13 protein-coding genes are annotated in these 15,819 nt (G+C 47.6%); 8 read left to right on the top strand and 5 right to left on the bottom strand.

Features of this window, described 5'->3' with window-relative positions; genetic code table 11:
* Window positions 1-299: 299 nt before the first annotated feature.
* From SHEWMR4_RS18290 to SHEWMR4_RS18280, 3 genes are read left to right on the top strand one after another with little or no spacing between them, the layout of a single operon-like run.
* Window positions 300-770, top strand: coding sequence for an NfeD family protein (locus tag SHEWMR4_RS18290; RefSeq protein WP_011624234.1), 471 nt, complete (start codon window positions 300-302; stop codon window positions 768-770).
* Window positions 771-781: 11 nt separating this feature from the next.
* Window positions 782-1,717 (top strand): SPFH domain-containing protein, encoded by a 936-nt coding sequence (locus tag SHEWMR4_RS18285; RefSeq protein ID WP_011624233.1) that lies wholly within the window; start codon window positions 782-784, stop codon window positions 1,715-1,717.
* Entirely contained in the window at window positions 1,717-2,649 is a 933-nt protein-coding gene (locus SHEWMR4_RS18280) for an SPFH domain-containing protein (RefSeq protein ID WP_011624232.1), read from the top strand. Before SHEWMR4_RS18285 ends, SHEWMR4_RS18280 begins: the two co-directional genes overlap by 1 nt.
* A 290-nt stretch (window positions 2,650-2,939) precedes the next feature.
* Here SHEWMR4_RS18280 and SHEWMR4_RS18275 read toward each other — a convergent pair whose 3' ends face one another.
* Complete coding sequence (locus SHEWMR4_RS18275) at window positions 2,940-3,473, bottom strand: carboxymuconolactone decarboxylase family protein (protein ID WP_011624231.1); 534 nt, start codon at window positions 3,471-3,473, stop codon at window positions 2,940-2,942.
* 121 nt (window positions 3,474-3,594) lie between these two features.
* Between SHEWMR4_RS18275 and SHEWMR4_RS18270 the strand changes: the two genes are divergently transcribed.
* On the top strand, window positions 3,595-4,440 hold the full coding sequence (locus tag SHEWMR4_RS18270; RefSeq protein ID WP_011624230.1) for an AraC family transcriptional regulator: 846 nt from the start codon (window positions 3,595-3,597) through the stop codon (window positions 4,438-4,440).
* A 444-nt stretch (window positions 4,441-4,884) separates the two neighbouring features.
* Here SHEWMR4_RS18270 and SHEWMR4_RS18265 read toward each other — a convergent pair whose 3' ends face one another.
* The 4 genes from SHEWMR4_RS18265 to priA form a co-directional block, all read right to left on the bottom strand.
* Window positions 4,885-5,109 (bottom strand): hypothetical protein, encoded by a 225-nt coding sequence (locus SHEWMR4_RS18265; protein WP_011624229.1) that lies wholly within the window; start codon window positions 5,107-5,109, stop codon window positions 4,885-4,887.
* 302 nt (window positions 5,110-5,411) lie between these two features.
* The gene (locus tag SHEWMR4_RS18260; RefSeq protein ID WP_011624228.1) at window positions 5,412-6,107 is read right to left on the bottom strand and encodes an SPOR domain-containing protein; all 696 of its coding nucleotides are present in this window, start codon (window positions 6,105-6,107) and stop codon (window positions 5,412-5,414) included.
* A 3-nt stretch (window positions 6,108-6,110) separates the two neighbouring features.
* Window positions 6,111-7,856, bottom strand: a complete 1,746-nt coding sequence (gene argS / locus SHEWMR4_RS18255) for an arginine--tRNA ligase (RefSeq protein ID WP_011624227.1) — start codon at window positions 7,854-7,856, stop codon at window positions 6,111-6,113.
* Between the two features lie 111 nt (window positions 7,857-7,967).
* Window positions 7,968-10,178, bottom strand: coding sequence for a primosomal protein N' (gene priA / locus SHEWMR4_RS18250; RefSeq protein ID WP_011624226.1), 2,211 nt, complete (start codon window positions 10,176-10,178; stop codon window positions 7,968-7,970).
* 103 nt (window positions 10,179-10,281) lie between these two features.
* Between priA and SHEWMR4_RS18245 the strand changes: the two genes are divergently transcribed.
* The 4 genes from SHEWMR4_RS18245 (at window position 10,282) to csrD (ending at window position 15,701) form a co-directional block, all read left to right on the top strand.
* Complete coding sequence (locus SHEWMR4_RS18245) at window positions 10,282-11,442, top strand: FimV/HubP family polar landmark protein (RefSeq protein ID WP_011624225.1); 1,161 nt, start codon at window positions 10,282-10,284, stop codon at window positions 11,440-11,442.
* A 165-nt stretch (window positions 11,443-11,607) separates the two neighbouring features.
* Window positions 11,608-11,820: a 50S ribosomal protein L31 gene (rpmE, locus tag SHEWMR4_RS18240; protein ID WP_011624224.1), complete on the top strand. Its 213-nt coding sequence runs from the start codon at window positions 11,608-11,610 to the stop codon at window positions 11,818-11,820.
* Window positions 11,821-12,331: 511 nt separating this feature from the next.
* On the top strand, window positions 12,332-13,576 hold the full coding sequence (locus SHEWMR4_RS18235; RefSeq protein ID WP_011624223.1) for a malic enzyme-like NAD(P)-binding protein: 1,245 nt from the start codon (window positions 12,332-12,334) through the stop codon (window positions 13,574-13,576).
* 214 nt (window positions 13,577-13,790) lie between these two features.
* Window positions 13,791-15,701 carry an RNase E specificity factor CsrD gene (csrD, locus tag SHEWMR4_RS18230; protein ID WP_011624222.1) on the top strand — a complete coding sequence of 637 codons (1,911 nt, stop codon included), beginning with the start codon at window positions 13,791-13,793 and terminating at the stop codon, window positions 15,699-15,701.
* Window positions 15,702-15,819: the final 118 nt, after the last annotated feature.

Genomic DNA, 15,819 nt, shown 5'->3' with positions numbered 1-15,819 from the left:
AAATCACATAATCAAATTGTGGGTTTTAAGATGTTTAATTTATTGATTTTTAGTGGTTATTTTATTTCAAGATACATTTTTGATGATATTGTGAGCTAACTTTTTGAATTGATTGTGCTTAATTTTAGAACAACTCGGGTCGATATTTTGCCGCGAGTCAATTCATCCCCTCATTTTCCCAAGTTAATTGTCTTGCCGTGCTTTTTAAATCGGCGTATAAATTTATGACATATTATGTCGCATATCTGTCACTCTGCTGCTATAGTGCAGCACAGGATGCTCTCATTTCAGGGGGGAATATGGAGTTTTCGAATCTGATTTTAGTTTGGTCTATTATCGGGATTATCTTGATGTTAGCCGAGCTGGTGATACCTGGAGGTATTGTCGTGCTACTCGGCGCCGCCTGCTTAGTGGTGGCTGGCGCCTTATGGATTGGCTTAGTGGAAGGTGTGGTTCAAAGCCTGACACTTTGGTTTATTTCCGCCATCGTCTTATTACTCGCCTTTCGGCAAGTCACTCAAAAATTGGTTGGTGGTGATTCCCATGTGGATAACACCGATGAAGAACTTGATATCTACAATCAAATCGCCCGTGTTAAACAAACCATAGGTCCAGGACAAACGACAGGAAGAGTCGAGTTCCAAGGGAGCGAATGGCCCGCATTGGGGGATGGTAGTATCATTGCTGCGGGCACTGAGGTCAGGATTATCTGCCGTGAAAACATTGCCCTAGTGGTTGAGCCTGTTGAGCAGGCAACGTCTCAAAACTAAAGGATGAGTCTATGTTTGTGTTTACCTTAGTCATTTTATTTGTCTTGTTTATTCTCTATAAGCTGATGTTGATAGTGCCGATGCGTGAGGTGCATGTCATTGAGCGTTTGGGGAAATTCCGTACCGTACTGCAACCGGGATTCCACTTCTTAATCCCTTTCTTCGATCGCGTCGCATATAAACACGATACCCGTGAGCAAGTGCTCGATGTGCCGCCACAAAGCTGTATCTCAAAGGATAACACCCAGCTTGAAGTGGACGGCTTAGTGTATCTCAAGGTCATGGATGGCAAATTAGCGAGCTACGGTATTGAAAACTATCGCAAAGCTGCCGTGAATTTGGCACAGACCACTATGCGTTCTGAAATCGGTAAGCTCACCCTCAGTGAGACCTTTTCCGAGCGTGATCGCTTAAACGAATCCATAGTGCGCGAGATTGATAAGGCGTCTGAGCCTTGGGGGATCAAAGTGTTACGCTATGAGATCCGTAATATCACGCCATCGCGCCATGTAATCCATACCCTTGAAAAACAAATGGAAGCCGAGCGCCGTAAGCGCGCCGAAATCACCTTGGCCAATGCCGAAAAGGCCGCGATGATCAATATGTCAGAGGGTGAGCGCCAAGAGGCGATTAACATTTCTGAAGGCCAAAAACAGAAGCGTATCAACGAAGCTAAAGGTACGGGGCAAGAGATTGCCATTATCGCTAAAGCAAAGTCCGAAGGCATGGCGATGATTTCCCAAGCGTTAGCGGTCAATGGCGGTAACGATGCGATGAATATGCTGTTAAAAGAGCAGTTTATTGCTCAGGTCGGGAAAATTCTCAACGATTCGCAAGTGTCGGTTGTCCCCGCGGAAATGGCAAAACTCGAAGGATTCTTCGAAGGAATGGAACAAGTCACCCAAACCGTGGGTGGCCATAATGCAACTAGCAAAGGAGCACGCTAATGCAAATCCCATTGAATACTGATGTCGCGGTAATGGTCATTTGGGGACTGATTTTCGCCATATTTGTGATTAAGCTGTTCCAATCCATCCGCTTAGTTCCGACTAAATCGGCTTATATTGTTGAGCGTTTAGGTAAGTACCACTCGACGTTAGATGCGGGTTTCCACACCTTAATTCCTTTTGTCGATAAAGTGGCTTATATCCATGACTTAAAAGAGGAAACTATCGACGTTCCACCACAGGAGTGCTTCTCCAGTGACGAAGTGAATGTGGAAGTCGACGGGGTGATTTATATCTCTGTTACTGATCCTGTGAAGGCCAGTTATGGCATCACTGACTATCGCTATGCGGCAATTCAACTGGCGCAGACCACCACGCGCTCAGTGATCGGCACCTTAGATCTCGACCGCACCTTCGAAGAGAGGGATGTGATTTCCGCTAAGGTAGTGGAAGTGCTCGACCAAGCGGGTGCCATGTGGGGTATTCGCGTGCACCGCTATGAGATTAAGAACATCACGCCACCCGAGACAGTGAAAAACGCCATGGAAATGCAAGTGAATGCCGAGCGTGAGCGTCGTGCATTACTGGCAAAGAGTGAAGGTGATAAGCAGAGTAAGATCAATCGCTCCGAAGGTATTAAAGCGGAAACCGTAAACCGCTCTGAAGGTGAAATGCAGCGCCGTATCAATGAGGCCGAAGGTAAAGCGGAGGAGATTTTAACCCTGTCACGAGCCACTGCGGAATCGATTGAGCGTTTAGCTGCGGTGATTGCGGCGCCAGGCGGCCATAACGCATTGCGTATGCAGCTTGGTGAGCAATACTTTAAGCAGCTCGATGGCTTAAGCCAGAAGTCTAGCCGTGTGGTGCTGCCCGGTAATATGGTCGATTTCGATTACTGGATGAATAGCATAGGCTTAAAAGAGAAAGCTTAAGAATCCTAATTGAGAGTACTCAACTTAAGTGAATGAACTTAAGTGCAAATAAGCTTAAGGCCAAATAGTGATATTTGGCCTTATTTTTTGGGGGTGTTTCATGGGGTTGAGAGTAACGACTGGTTAATAAAGCGCAGCACTTTAACTGGTGTGCCTAAAACCTTTCCCAAATGGATTAATTTCACATTTTTGAGGGGGTGTAACCAAAAATTGAAAGCTGTTTTTTATCAGTTGCATACAATGAAAAAGAGCACCACTTGGGTGCTCTCTAATTTTCAAACCAACTCAGCTTAGAGCTGCACATTCACTTTTGGAAAGTCGATGTCGGTATCAGCCACATGGTTGGCGTAGTTAGTGAAAGTATTGGCACTCACTTGTGCTAATACTTCAAATACTAAACCTTCATCAACGCCATGTGTACGTGCGTCAGACAGCTGTTCATCGGTGATCACGCCACGTTGTTTTACTAGGGTAACGGCCAGCTTCACCAAAGCATTGTCTAGTGTATTTTCTGCCGTTCCCTGACGCGCAGTAATGATTTGCTCATCAGAAAGACCTGCGCCGCGGCTAATCATGGTATGAGCAGACAGGCAATATTGGCATTCGTTAGCCTGACCAACCGCCAGAGCAATCAGTTCACGTTGTTTAGCAGACAAACGACCTTGGTTTAGCGCTTCGCTGAATGCTAGGTAAGCATTCAGTACCGTTGGTGAATGCGCGACAGTCGCATACAGATTCGGCACCATGCCAATTTTTTGTTTAATGGCATTAAGGGTTGTTGCAGCTTCACCTTGTGGGTTTGATACTGGAGTAATACGGCTCATGATAAGCTCCTTGATGTTTGTGATTTGTGTGTTTCAGTGAATTTACGCTGTGCATATTGACACAATGAAAAATACGAATTATCACTAAATATCCACAAATACACACAATACGTCTTATCTTATGGATGCGCTATCAAGCTTAATTCAACATGCGGCGCCGAAAGCCAGCCTATTTTTCTCGGGCAATCTTTGCCAAAGTGCAGAGAGTGAGGAGCACGCGAATGGTGGGCAGCTCCACTTATTACGCCGGGGTGAATTGGGGCTACATCAAACCGGCAGCGCAGTACAAACTATCAGTGAACCCACACTCATCGTTTACCCTCGCGGTCGCCATCATAGACTTCAGCCTCTGCATTTCAGCGGTTGTGATTTGGTCTGTGCTCGCTTAACTTTTCGAGATTCTCCACTATTTCGTGCGTTACCTGACGCCTTAATCATTCCCTTAACCAAGCTTGAAGGGCTGGCTCCAACCATCAATTTACTTTTTGATGAAGCCTTTTCCCTGCGCTATGCCCATAATGCCGTTGTCGCTAGTTTGTTGGATTTACTCTTACTGCTACTTTTGCGTCATATGGTCGAACACAATTTGTGTGAGTCGGGCTTACTTGCGGCCATGACGGATCCCAAACTCGCCAAAGCTATTGAGGCTATCCATGCTAGCCCAGATACGCCGTGGACCATTGCAGAATTAGCCAAGCTCGCAGGAATGTCGAGGGCGCAGTTTGCCGCTCGCTTTCATCAAGTGATCGGTCAGCCACCGCTAAGCTACGTGACTGAGTCACGTTTATTACTTGCACAGCAGCTATTGTTGGCGGGTCAGCCAGTTAAATTTATTGCGTTAGAAGTGGGATACAGCGGTGGCGTTGCTTTTTCTCGTGCTTTTGAGCGTCAGTTTGGTTTGACGCCGACACGCTGGTTACAACAACAGAAAAGCATGGGGACGGAGGCAATTGAACCAACAAAGTAACCTCATGTTCTCAGTGAAACTCTCGGATTTCTAGGGATGGAGTGTTAGTTGTTGAACTTATTCTGCAATGTAGATATCCCTAACCATTCAGGCGCTAACAACCGTTTTACCCGTTAGATATTTATAAAGAGTGGGGACTATTATGCGCAGTTTGCAATGCTGTCAGGTTAGGCTCGATGGAGCGCTCCAAAAACCGAGAATCGCATTTTCAAATAACGTTTAACAGCACAGCGTCCTAAGGTCTTGGTGTCATAGTTCATATCTGTATGTCGGAAGAAGTTATTTGTTTGCGTGAGCCTATTAATCAACAGTCGTTAATTGATTGACTGAGGACGAGGTATAACCTGTGACTGCGAACAACTTTGTTTCATCACTCCATCTGGCGATATGGAATACTCGAGTCAAGCCGTCCGTTGGCCTGTTAGTCAGAATATTTAGCCGTTATTAATAGGCCAAGCGCTCGGAGATTTCAGAGTGGGAATGGGTTTCGATAAGCCGCGCGATAGTGTCTTGTTCAAGTACCGCTAAGGCCGAAATCTCGTTGTAAATCTTATCCTGCACATCTAAAGGCATGTGCACATGCTCCATGTACATCCGGATGCTTAAAGCGTCACCGCTTTTGAACAGTTGGCTGAATTCAGAGGCTTCAATCTCGATTAATGCATTCATAATACTTCACCCTGAGGTTGGATTTTTGATGAGTAGACAACAGGTTTTGCTGTTACCTAAGAGATACGCCTAAGTTTGATCTAGGTCAATTAAACGCCATATTAATCTTTCTTAATAAAATAATTTTTTGTTTAAAAATAGGTGGTTATAAATTTCATAAAATGAAATTGTGATCTAGTTCAATGTTTGAACCTTAGAAGATGAGGGCGGTTTTCGGTTTATCGTGGCTGGGGAAAAGATAAAAAATTGCGGCGAGTGATGGCTCACGCGCCGCAATGTTAAGACTCATTTTACGAGTTGGATTATTTAGAAATGGCTAAGAGTTGGCAGCCATTGATCCCGGCATTTTGCAAGGTGTGGCGTTTACGCTCGGCATCGCGCCTACGTTCGTAGGGACCGAGGATAACCTTGTACCAAGTGCCTGAGGTGCCCTCAATTTGCCTGACCTGCGCTTCTAACCCTTGGAACGCAATAACGGCCTTCATCTGGTTCGCCTGAGACTCCTGACGGAATGAGGCGCACTGCAATTGATATTGCTGTGGTGTACGCGTCGCCACGACATCGGGAATATCTACTTCGACGTTTTTATTCTCAAGCTCGTCCAGATAGGTCCATTCTTCCTTAGGCTTGGGTGGCAAGGCGTTCGGATCTTTCTTCGGCGCTTCAACGACGGGCTTTTCCTCCACGGGCGCAGTCACGACCACGGCTTGGCGCTCGGCCTCTTTCACCTTAGGCGTCAGAATCGTTGCCGGTTCTTTTGCCTTGGTCGGTTTCTCGGTTTTCACCTCGACAGGCGCTTCCTGCTTGGCGGTATCTTTAATGCTAAACAGAAAATAGCCAAAACTGCCGACAGCAATAAAGGCGAACAGGATCAACGGGATCGGGAGCTTACGGCGAGGCGCAGCCTTTTTAGCGGCAGGCCTTGCTCGTGTCGCGCGAATGGGGCGCTGTTTCGCGCCCGCTTGCGGTCTTCTGTTGGCATAGTCACGATTGCTCATGGCTTACATCCGTTCTAGGGTTTCGATACCTAGTAGATTTAGGCCTTTTTGCAGTGTGTTGGCCGTCAGTTGTGACAGCAGTAAACGGCTATGCTTTTGCTCGTCGTTATCGGCGGCAAGCACTGGGCATGCCTCGTAGAAGCTAGAGAAAGCTCCCGCTAATTCATAGAGGTAACCGCAAAGAACATGTGGTTGGCCCTTGTCGATCACGCGGCTGAGGATTTCACCAAACTGCGCCAGTTTGTTACCTAAGTCTTTCTCTTTTTCATGTTCTAGTACGATCTTGGCTTGGCTTAAGTCAATATCGGTCGCACGTTTGAAGATACCTGCAACGCGGGTGTAAGCGTATAGCAGGTAAGGCGCGGTATTGCCTTCAAAGCTCAGCATTTGCTCGAAGCTGAAGATGTAATCACTGGTACGGTTTTTCGACAGATCGGCGTATTTGACTGCGCTGATCCCCACTACGCGGGCAATTTCAGCTAAGGTCGCTTCATCCATATCTGGGTTTTTGCTGCGAACCAGCTCAAGTGCGCGAGTATTGGCTTCATCCAGTAGATCAACCAGTTTCACTACGCCACCGGTACGGGTTTTGAACGGACGACCATCTTCGCCATTCATTGTGCCGAAGCCTAAGTGCTCCAGTGACATATCGTTACGGACAAATTTGGCCAGCTTGGCAAGGCTAAACACTTGTTGGAAGTGCAGTGCTTGGCGCAAATCGACAAAGTACAGTACGCGGTCGGCTTTTAGCACGCTTGAACGGTAACGCATAGCGGCTAAGTCGGTGGTGGCATAGAGGTAACCACCATCGGCCTTTTGAATGATAACTGGCAGCGCCTCGCCTTCTTTGTTACGGAATTCTTCTTGGAATACCACTTTGGCGCCGTTGCTTTGGGTCAGTAAACCTTGGGCATCTAAATCTTTGACTACTTGCTCTAGGTCTGCGTTATAAGCACTTTCACCGTGTACATCGGCGCGGGTTAAGCTCACACCTAAACGCTCGTACACTTCGTGGCAGTGGCTTAAAGAAATGTCGTTAAATTCACGCCAGAGTTTGTTGCAGTATTCGTCGCCTGATTGCAGTTCAACCACAAGCTGACGGGCACGGGTCGCGAACTCTGCCGATTCGTCAAAACGCAGTTTGGCGGCGCGGTAGAAGGTTTCGAGATCCGATAATTCTAATTGGGCTTGTTCGCCATTTTGCGCGCGTAATTCTTCCATGTAAGCCAGCAGCATACCAAACTGGGTGCCCCAGTCGCCTACGTGGTTTTGGCGGATCACTTTATGGCCTAAAAACTCGAGGGTACGTACCACGCTGTCACCAATGATGGTCGAACGTAGGTGGCCGACGTGCATCTCTTTGGCGAGGTTAGGTGAAGAGTAATCCACCACGATAGTTTGTGGCGTTGGTAGCTTAATCCCTAAATGCTCATCGCTAATTGCAGCCTGTAATTGGTTCGCTAACGCGCTGTCATCAATGAAGAAGTTAATAAAACCAGGGCCTGCGATTTCAACTTTCGCCACATAGGCTGAGGCGGGTAGGTTGTCGATGATCAGCTGCGCCAATTCGCGGGGATTTTTACCCGCCGCTTTGGTTAGCATCATGGCTAAGTTGGTTGCCAGATCGCCATGGCTCTTATCCTTGGTTCGATCTACTTGAATTCGCGCCTCAAAATCCGCAGGCAAAATACCTTGTTGTTTAAAGGATTCGATAGTTTGTTCAAGTAATGATTGGATATGTGATTTCATGGATTAATTAGCTACTAACTTTAAGAATGAATACAGGGAATAACCGCGTATTTTAGCCGTTTGTGGTGACTAATTGCTATCTTCCCGATGATTTTTTATCAAATTATTGAATCACAACAGATCCTGCGGATCCCTATCTAGGCTCCAGCGACAACGTTTGGCCTCTGGCAGCTGTTCGACGAGAGGATAAATTCGCTCAAACTCCTGCTGTAATCTATGTCTGTGCTTGGCTTGAAACATCAATTGACGGCGAAACTTGCCGGCTTTTCTGTCGAGTGGCGCAGGCATTGGGCCGATGATTTCAAACTCTTTATCTTGGGGCAGCAGTGCTGCAAACGCATTAAGAAAGTTATCGGCATCCAAGGCCGAGTGGGCTTCTGCACGCACCAGCACCATATGCCAAGCGGGAGGCAGCAGCGCCATTTGCCGCTCTTTTAATTGACTGCGGGCAAATTCGCCATAACCCCGGTGGAGCAAATCCCTCAGTATCGGGTTATCGCTCTGATGGGTTTGCAGCAACACAGTGCCGGGTTTGTTGGCGCGGCCAGCACGGCCAGCGACCTGAGTATAGAGCTGGCCAAAGCGTTCTGGCGCCCTAAAGTCGGCGCTAAAAAGTGCGCCATCGACATCCAGTAATCCCACTAGGGTGACATCTGGAAAGTGGTGCCCTTTGGCAAGCATTTGAGTGCCGACCAAGATCTTGTATTCGCCCTTATGGATCGCACTTAAGTGGCTTTCGAGCGACCCCTTAAGGCGGGTGGTATCGCGATCGATTCGCACCACGGGATACTTGGGGAACTCCTGTTGCAGTGCTTCGGCGAGTTGCTCAGTGCCGATACCTTGGCCCATCAACATGGTGCTACCGCAATTGTGGCACTGCCTTGGAATGGCGTATTGGTTGCCGCAGTGGTGGCAGCGGATTTCTCCAAGGGATTGATGTACGGTAAAAAACGCATCGCAGCGGTCACACTCGTGTAAGTGCCCACACTCGTGGCACAGCAGTGCTGGCGCAAAGCCGCGGCGGTTCAAAAACAGTAATACCTGATTCCCTGCCTCTAAATGGCTGCGGATTTCGTTGATGAGTGGCGCCGACATCCCCGCCTTGAGGGGCAGGTTTTTGATATCGATAATTCCTTGGCGCACTTTTTTTGCATTACCCGCTCGTTCCCCGAGTTGCAGGTGATGATATCGACCGCTGAGGGCATTCTGCAGGGTTTCTAACGAGGGCGTCGCCGAACCTAAAATCACCGGGATCGATTCTAAATGTCCGCGCATCACGGCGAGGTCGCGGGCGTGATAGCCAACGCCTTCCTGCTGTTTAAAGCTGCTGTCGTGCTCTTCGTCGAGGATGATTACACCGGGAAAAGCCATGGGCGTAAACAGGGCAGAGCGGGTGCCAATGATGATGGCGGCTTGGCCGCAGCGAGCCTGTCGCCAAGCTTCGAGGCGCTGGTTGTCGGTCAGTCCCGAATGCAGCACGGCCACATTGACTTTAAAGCGACGCTTAAAACGATTGATGGTTTGTGGTGTCAGGCCAATCTCAGGCACGAGGATCAGCGCTTGCTTACCTTGCTTAAGGATATGTTCGAGTACGGCTAAATAGACCTCGGTTTTACCCGAACCGGTAATGCCCTCGAGCAGAGTGCAGTGGTATCCTTGCTGTTGGGTGAGCAGGGTGACGGCAACTGCCTGTTCCTTATTGAGTCTATGGGGGGCTTCATCGAGTTCCAGTTGGCTGCGCCAATCGAGATTGAGCTCGGCGAGTTTCTCGTGTCTGGCAATCCAGCCCTTATCCTCTAAGGTTTTGAGCGCGGCTTTATTCAGTTCTAAACTGATGACGTCTTCCTGCGTCAGGCTGGTTTGCTGTAAGCGTTCAAGTAAGCGTTTTTGCGCCGGGGCGCGTTTTAATGTCTCAGGCGCAATATTGCTGCCCAGCTCTGTGATTTGCCAGTACTGAATTTTTTGCGGCGCGGCATCGAGCCCTTTACGCAGCGCCACGGGGAGCGCCTGTGTCAGCATTTGTCCTTGGCTGCAAAAGTAATATCTTGCGGCCCAGAGGGTTAATTTATAAAGCGATTCTGGCAATAAGGGCGCGTCATCAATAAACTCTATGACAGATTTGAGTTGTGTTGGCGCCAGATCGCAACTATCGGTAATGGCGGTAACAAGGCCAATCAGTTGCTGGCGCCCAAAGGGGACTTTTACTCTTATACCAATCTGAGGTTGTTGAGCGCTTTCCTTACCTTGCTCATCGGTATCCACTCGATAGGTAAAGTTTTGCCGCATAGGCACAGGTAACGCAACTTCAACAAACAGTGACATATGCAGGGCGAGTCTTAAGGGAAATGAGGTTTAGTGTACTCAGCACGGCTAGCGAGGGCTAGTCCTAATGACAGTTTATCCAAGGATAGTTGAGAGTAAGTAAATGACTAAAATAGCGAAATCATTAGGACTATTCGCCTTAGTGTGTAGCGCTTGTGTGCAGGCGCAAGTTTCCCATGTGAGTATCAATAGCCGCATGTTTGATTTGGGCGCTTACCCCAAAATGCGTGTCAATGTGATCACTGATAATCAGGATATGACTCGGCTCGAATTTGTGGTGCAGCAGTCCGGTGGTGAAGAAAAACTCATGGCCGAGCAGCTTAACCGTTTCTTGGTTTTGCTAACGGGCGTGGAAGATGTAACGGATCCTAAAGCTCGGCTGTTAGTACGCGAATACCGTGTCGATCGTTGGTATGAAGTGAAAAACCTGCCGCTGTTTGATAACGCTTCCTCTGCGGCGTCTTCAGTATCGCAAGCAAAAACGGCGGTTGTGAAATCGAGTAAAGCGGCCACAGCCGAGACAAGTCAGCTGGTGGCAAGCTCTGCTAAAAGTGACAAAACCCCAGTTAAATCAACTAAGGTTGTGCAAGAGGTGAATTTAGTCACCGCTGAAGCAGATGTTGTGCCCGTTGCTTCCGTTGTTGTGGCTGCGGTGACAACAGAAGTTGCCGCTACGCCTCGCGCCTCTGGATTTACCTTCCCTGAGGATAAGTCTGATGTGAAAGCATCCTCCACCTCGAGTTCGTCGGTAGTGGCATCTGCTGAGGCTAAAGCAGAAATGGCTAAATCTGAGCCATCTAAAACTGAAGCAGCTAAAGTTGAGATGTCTACACCTGAACCGTCGACAACAGAAGTCGCGAGTGGACCTGCGGTTGCACAAGCGTCTGCTGATCTGCCAAGAGTGGATAAGAGCAAAACTGCGATTGATGCGCCCGAAGTTAAGGCTGGCGAAGAAACTGCAACTGAGGTTAAGACGGTAAGTTCGACAAATGCTCAGTCAACAAATTCGGGTGAGTGTATGTTGGATTATCACAACGAGACCCTATGGCGCATTGCCAATCGCTATGCCCCTGAATGGAAAGTAAGTGTCTATGGTGCCATGCTGGCGATCCACGATGCTAACCCTAAGGCATTTTCGAAGAATCGAATTAACGCGCTGAAGAAAGATGCCACGCTTTATTGTCCATCGGCTGAGATACTTGCCCGTTATCCCGAAGCGCAGGCGGCTAAGACAAGTTTCGAGGATAGAGAGGCGGGGAGATAAATGTTCGCGAACGAGTAGATTATCGTGAAAATGCTCAGATAATCTACTTGTATCCGCGTAGGTGGTACTGTATTATTCTGCGCCCTAACATATCGTTATTAACTGCATGTGGTGTCCGACTTCGGGTTGGAAGAGCGACATGGCCTTACATTTGAGGTAATCCCAATGAAACCAGGTATCCACCCAGAATATGCAGTAATCACTGCAAACTGTACTTGTGGCAACGTAATCAAAGTAAACTCTACTGCTGGTAAAGACCTGCACTTAGACGTTTGTGGTGCATGTCACCCATTCTACACAGGTACACAAAAAGTTGTTGATACAGGCGGTCGTATCGACAAGTTCAACAAGCGTTTCGGTATGCTTGGCAAGAAATAATTGCGTAAGCAATGTTTCTAAAAAAGGCGCCTATGGCGCCTTTTTGCTTTCTGGCCTTCTGGCACAAAATCGCTACTCTTCTGCCTTTCTGGTACGACTTCACTTAAAAAAGCATCAAAGTCACTTAATAGTAGGCTAAAGCCGCCTAAATCGACTTATTTATAGCAATTAACTATAAGATAACGCAGCTAACTATCTCTATTGTAATTTAATCAACATTTTTTGTTTTATTAGGCGTTTTTTCATTGCTTTAGCGGGTAATGTTCGTTTGTTTCCTACAAATTTAAACAGATAATCATCCTTTATTGGCTGAGATAAGTTTATAAAACTTGGCTTAGAGAGATAAATCTGTCGCAAAGGCGAAATTTCTCAATATCTTATTTAAAAATTAACCCAATTGGCGTATCTTACCCCGACCTGCCACACTGTTTAAATCGCCCATAAATGAGGTGATCTTGGGTTGGTCGGCCTTACTTCCATACTTATAAATGTCGCATTTCAGGATGTTAAAATGTCAGATATTCGTCAACAAGCACTCGATTATCATGAATTCCCCGTTCCCGGTAAAACCGCAGTCTGCCTCACTAAACCTGCTGAAACGAGCCATGACCTCGCGCTAGCCTATAGTCCAGGTGTAGCTGAACCGGTACGTGAAATTGCTGCTAATCCTGACAATGCATATCGTTATACCAACAAAGGTAATACTGTGGCTGTTATCACTAACGGCACTGCGATTCTGGGTTTAGGTAACTTAGGCCCGTTGGCGTCTAAGCCAGTAATGGAAGGTAAGGCTCTGTTGTTTAAACATTTTGCGAATATCGACTCGACCGATATCGAAGTGACTCACAACACCGCTGAAGAGTTTATTAACACAGTTGCGGCTATTGCTGGCACCTTTGGTGGTATTAACCTCGAAGACATCAAGGCGCCTGAGTGCTTTGTTATCGAACGCGAATTAATTGAACGTTGCAATGTTCCCGTGTTCCACGATGACCAGCATGGTACCGCCATCGTGACCGCTGCAGGCATGATCAACGCCTTAGAAATCCAAGGCAAACTGATCAGCGATGCGACCTTTGTGTGTATGGGTGCTGGCGCAGCTGCGATCGCCTGTATGACCATGTTAGTAAAGTGTGGTGCAAACCGCGCCAACATCTATATGTTAGATACCAAAGGCGTTATCCACACGGGTCGTACCGATCTGAATGAATACAAAGCCTTATTTGCAAACGATACCGACAAACGTACGTTACAAGATGTGATTAAAGGTGCCGACGTATTCTTAGGTTTATCTGGCCCGAACGTGATTGGCGCCGAAGAAGTGGCCATGATGGCGGATAAGCCGGTGATTTTTGCCTGCTCAAACCCAGATCCTGAGATCAAACCAGAGCTGGCTCATGCAACGCGTAGCGATTTAATTATGGGTACTGGCCGCAGCGATTATCCAAACCAAGTGAACAACGTATTGTGTTTCCCTTTCATTTTCCGTGGTGCCTTGGATGTTCGTGCATCGTGCATTAACGACGAGATGAAAGTCGCAGCTGTTCACGCGATTGCAGGCCTAGCGAAAGAAGAAGTTCCAGCGAGCGTGCTTAAGGCCTATCCAAAGGTGAATTCATTAAGCTTTGGTCCTGAATATGTGCTGCCAAAGCCTATGGACCCACGTTTATTACCCCGTGTTGCCCGTGCGGTAGCACAGGCGGCGATTGATTCCGGCGTTGCAGCTATCACTACGCTGCCACAATATGCGGATTAATTACTAAGATTTTTAACAAAAAAGAGGCTAATTAGCCTCTTTTTTGTTTTTACTCTGGGTGAAATTTCTGCAATCTGGAGCCTTTGCAGCGGCTTCGAAAACGAATCCTTGGTTGCCTTTTGGTTTATGCTACTGAATAATCTGGAGTAGCATTTGTTTAGCTCGTGTTAAGAGTGCTCCAATAATTATAATAATCCAGCAGGATAGCGGCTCGATGAAATTCACTCGAATGTTAACTACTAAATTGACCAGTTTTTGGTTAATGTCTTTGGCCGCTATCGCCTTCGTATTTTTACTCAGCGCCATGATGAGCTTTGTGCAGTTGACCTATAAGTTTCAACAGCAAAAAGTGTCTGAGCTTGAATCCCTATTAATTGAGCATTACCAGACCCAACCCGAGTGGGAGTTAGAGTCTTGGTTGCCGCCGATGCTGCTGGCGTATAACGCCGTCGAATTCCGTTTAACCATGAAGAGCGAAGTGCTCTTTGCCTATCAGGGCAATGTGCAGACGCAAAATGCCATGGTCTATACCCATCTGCTCGATCCCCAATCGGGGCTCAACATGACCCTCACGCTGCCACAGCCCTTCGAGCATTACAGCGTTAGTTGGTATGAGCTGCTCATTTTGGGGATAGGCTTGCTGGCGGTGATCGCGCTGGTGCGTTTTGGCCATGTGTGGTTTTCGCAGCAGTTAGATGGAATTGAAGAGCTTGCCCAGCGCAGCCGCCTCATTTTGCAAGGCAAACACGAGCAAGCGCTCGCAACGCCGGGCAATGGTAAACCTAGGCTCATCAACCGAGCCTTAACTAAGCTACTTGAAGAATTACAGGACGCCCACAAAGAGCGCGGCCGTTTCGATAAGTTTATTCGCTCCAATACTTTTTTAGATGCGCAAACCCGTATCGGTAATCGGTTGTTTTTAAATAACCGTCTCGATGCCTTAAGTCACGACCAAGGCATGGTGGCCCACGGGGTGATTTATCTGTTGGAGATGGACGACCTCGATTTACTGCAACAGGCAAAAGGGGAGAGCGCGGTTAAAGAGTTGCTCCATGCGACGGTGAACAGCATTAACTCCATTTTGCAGACTTTACCCAACAGCATTTTTGCACGTCGCTCCCATAACCAATTTGCGATCGTCGTGCCCCATGTGTCTTTGATTGAGGCCGATCAACTGGCCAGCAAATTACTCAAAGTCTGTTTGAGCCAACCTTTGCCCGACGATGTAGAGAATCAAGACAACTTTTATCACTTGGGCTGCGCTTACTTTACCGCTGGGGATAATGTTAATCAGCTGCTCGATGAAGCCGATATGGCATTACGCGCCGCGCAATTACAAGGTAACAGTAATTGGTTTATGTACGATAAGGGCGCGATTGATGAGGAGTTTGCCAAAGGCTCGGTGCGTTGGCGCAGCTTCTTAGAAAATGCCTTGGTTCAGCGACGTTTTTATCCCTTTAGTCAGCCTGTGATGGACTCAGACGGCGTTGAGCATCACAAGGAGATCTTTACTCGGGCGCGGGATAATCAGGGCGCGTTAGTGCGGGCGACACTCTTTATTCCCATGGCCAACAAATGTGGTTTGATGCCCCAGGTTGAGCGGCAGATGATTGAGCGAGTGCTTGGCTTGTTGGCGCAAGAGCAGCATAAAAATCAAGTCTATAGTGTGAATCTAAGCTTAGATACCTTAATGAGCCGTGCCTTTACTCAATGGCTTAAAACCACTTTGCTCGAATATCGACACCTGACGCCACAACTGATGTTCGAGGTGTCAGAGGACATCGTTATCCAGCACCAAGACAAGCTTAAGTCTAAGCTGGATATGATCCGTAAGATGGGGGCGCGCCTGTGTGTTGACCATGTGGGTCAGCAGGTAGTGGGGACTTACTATATTCGAGAGTGCCACTTCGACATGATAAAACTGCATAGGTCGATAGTGCGACATATTCATTTACGCCCAGAAAATCAATTATTTATTCGCAGTCTCATCGGTGGTTTATATCGCACCGAAGTGCAAGTGTGTGCCGAGGGTATTGAGGTATTTGAAGAATGGCAAACCCTACAAATCCTCGGTGTGGGTATGGCGCAGGGCACCTATTTTAGTGACCCCATTGAGGTGCAATAGCGAGCATTTTTTCATTAGCCGTATGTGATCGATGTGGAAGAATAGGGCCGAAATGTAGGATTTCTCTATAAAATTCACTGATTAGCGGCTAGACTAACCAGTGCCAAAATTATGACGC

Origin of the sequence: Shewanella sp. MR-4, assembly GCF_000014685.1 — a bacterium.
Lineage (GTDB): Bacteria > Pseudomonadota > Gammaproteobacteria > Enterobacterales > Shewanellaceae > Shewanella.
The sequence above is the reverse complement of the archived record's forward strand: the minus strand, read 5'-3'. Positions and strand labels throughout refer to the sequence as shown.

Excerpts from the sequence above, each read along its gene's own strand:
- rpmE (WP_011624224.1), top strand. The coding sequence starts at position 11,608 with ATGAAACCAGGTATCCACCCAGAATATGCAGTAATCACTGCAAACTGT.
- SHEWMR4_RS18275 (WP_011624231.1), bottom strand. The coding sequence starts at position 3,473 with ATGAGCCGTATTACTCCAGTATCAAACCCACAAGGTGAAGCTGCAACA.
- SHEWMR4_RS18260 (WP_011624228.1), bottom strand. The coding sequence starts at position 6,107 with ATGAGCAATCGTGACTATGCCAACAGAAGACCGCAAGCGGGCGCGAAA.
- SHEWMR4_RS18235 (WP_011624223.1), top strand. The coding sequence starts at position 12,332 with ATGTCAGATATTCGTCAACAAGCACTCGATTATCATGAATTCCCCGTT.
- SHEWMR4_RS18290 (WP_011624234.1), top strand. The coding sequence starts at position 300 with ATGGAGTTTTCGAATCTGATTTTAGTTTGGTCTATTATCGGGATTATC.
- SHEWMR4_RS18270 (WP_011624230.1), top strand. The coding sequence starts at position 3,595 with ATGGATGCGCTATCAAGCTTAATTCAACATGCGGCGCCGAAAGCCAGC.
- SHEWMR4_RS18285 (WP_011624233.1), top strand. The coding sequence starts at position 782 with ATGTTTGTGTTTACCTTAGTCATTTTATTTGTCTTGTTTATTCTCTAT.
- SHEWMR4_RS18265 (WP_011624229.1), bottom strand. The coding sequence starts at position 5,109 with ATGAATGCATTAATCGAGATTGAAGCCTCTGAATTCAGCCAACTGTTC.
- argS (WP_011624227.1), bottom strand. The coding sequence starts at position 7,856 with ATGAAATCACATATCCAATCATTACTTGAACAAACTATCGAATCCTTT.
- csrD (WP_011624222.1), top strand. The coding sequence starts at position 13,791 with ATGAAATTCACTCGAATGTTAACTACTAAATTGACCAGTTTTTGGTTA.
- priA (WP_011624226.1), bottom strand. The coding sequence starts at position 10,178 with ATGTCACTGTTTGTTGAAGTTGCGTTACCTGTGCCTATGCGGCAAAAC.
- SHEWMR4_RS18245 (WP_011624225.1), top strand. The coding sequence starts at position 10,282 with ATGACTAAAATAGCGAAATCATTAGGACTATTCGCCTTAGTGTGTAGC.
- SHEWMR4_RS18280 (WP_011624232.1), top strand. The coding sequence starts at position 1,717 with ATGCAAATCCCATTGAATACTGATGTCGCGGTAATGGTCATTTGGGGA.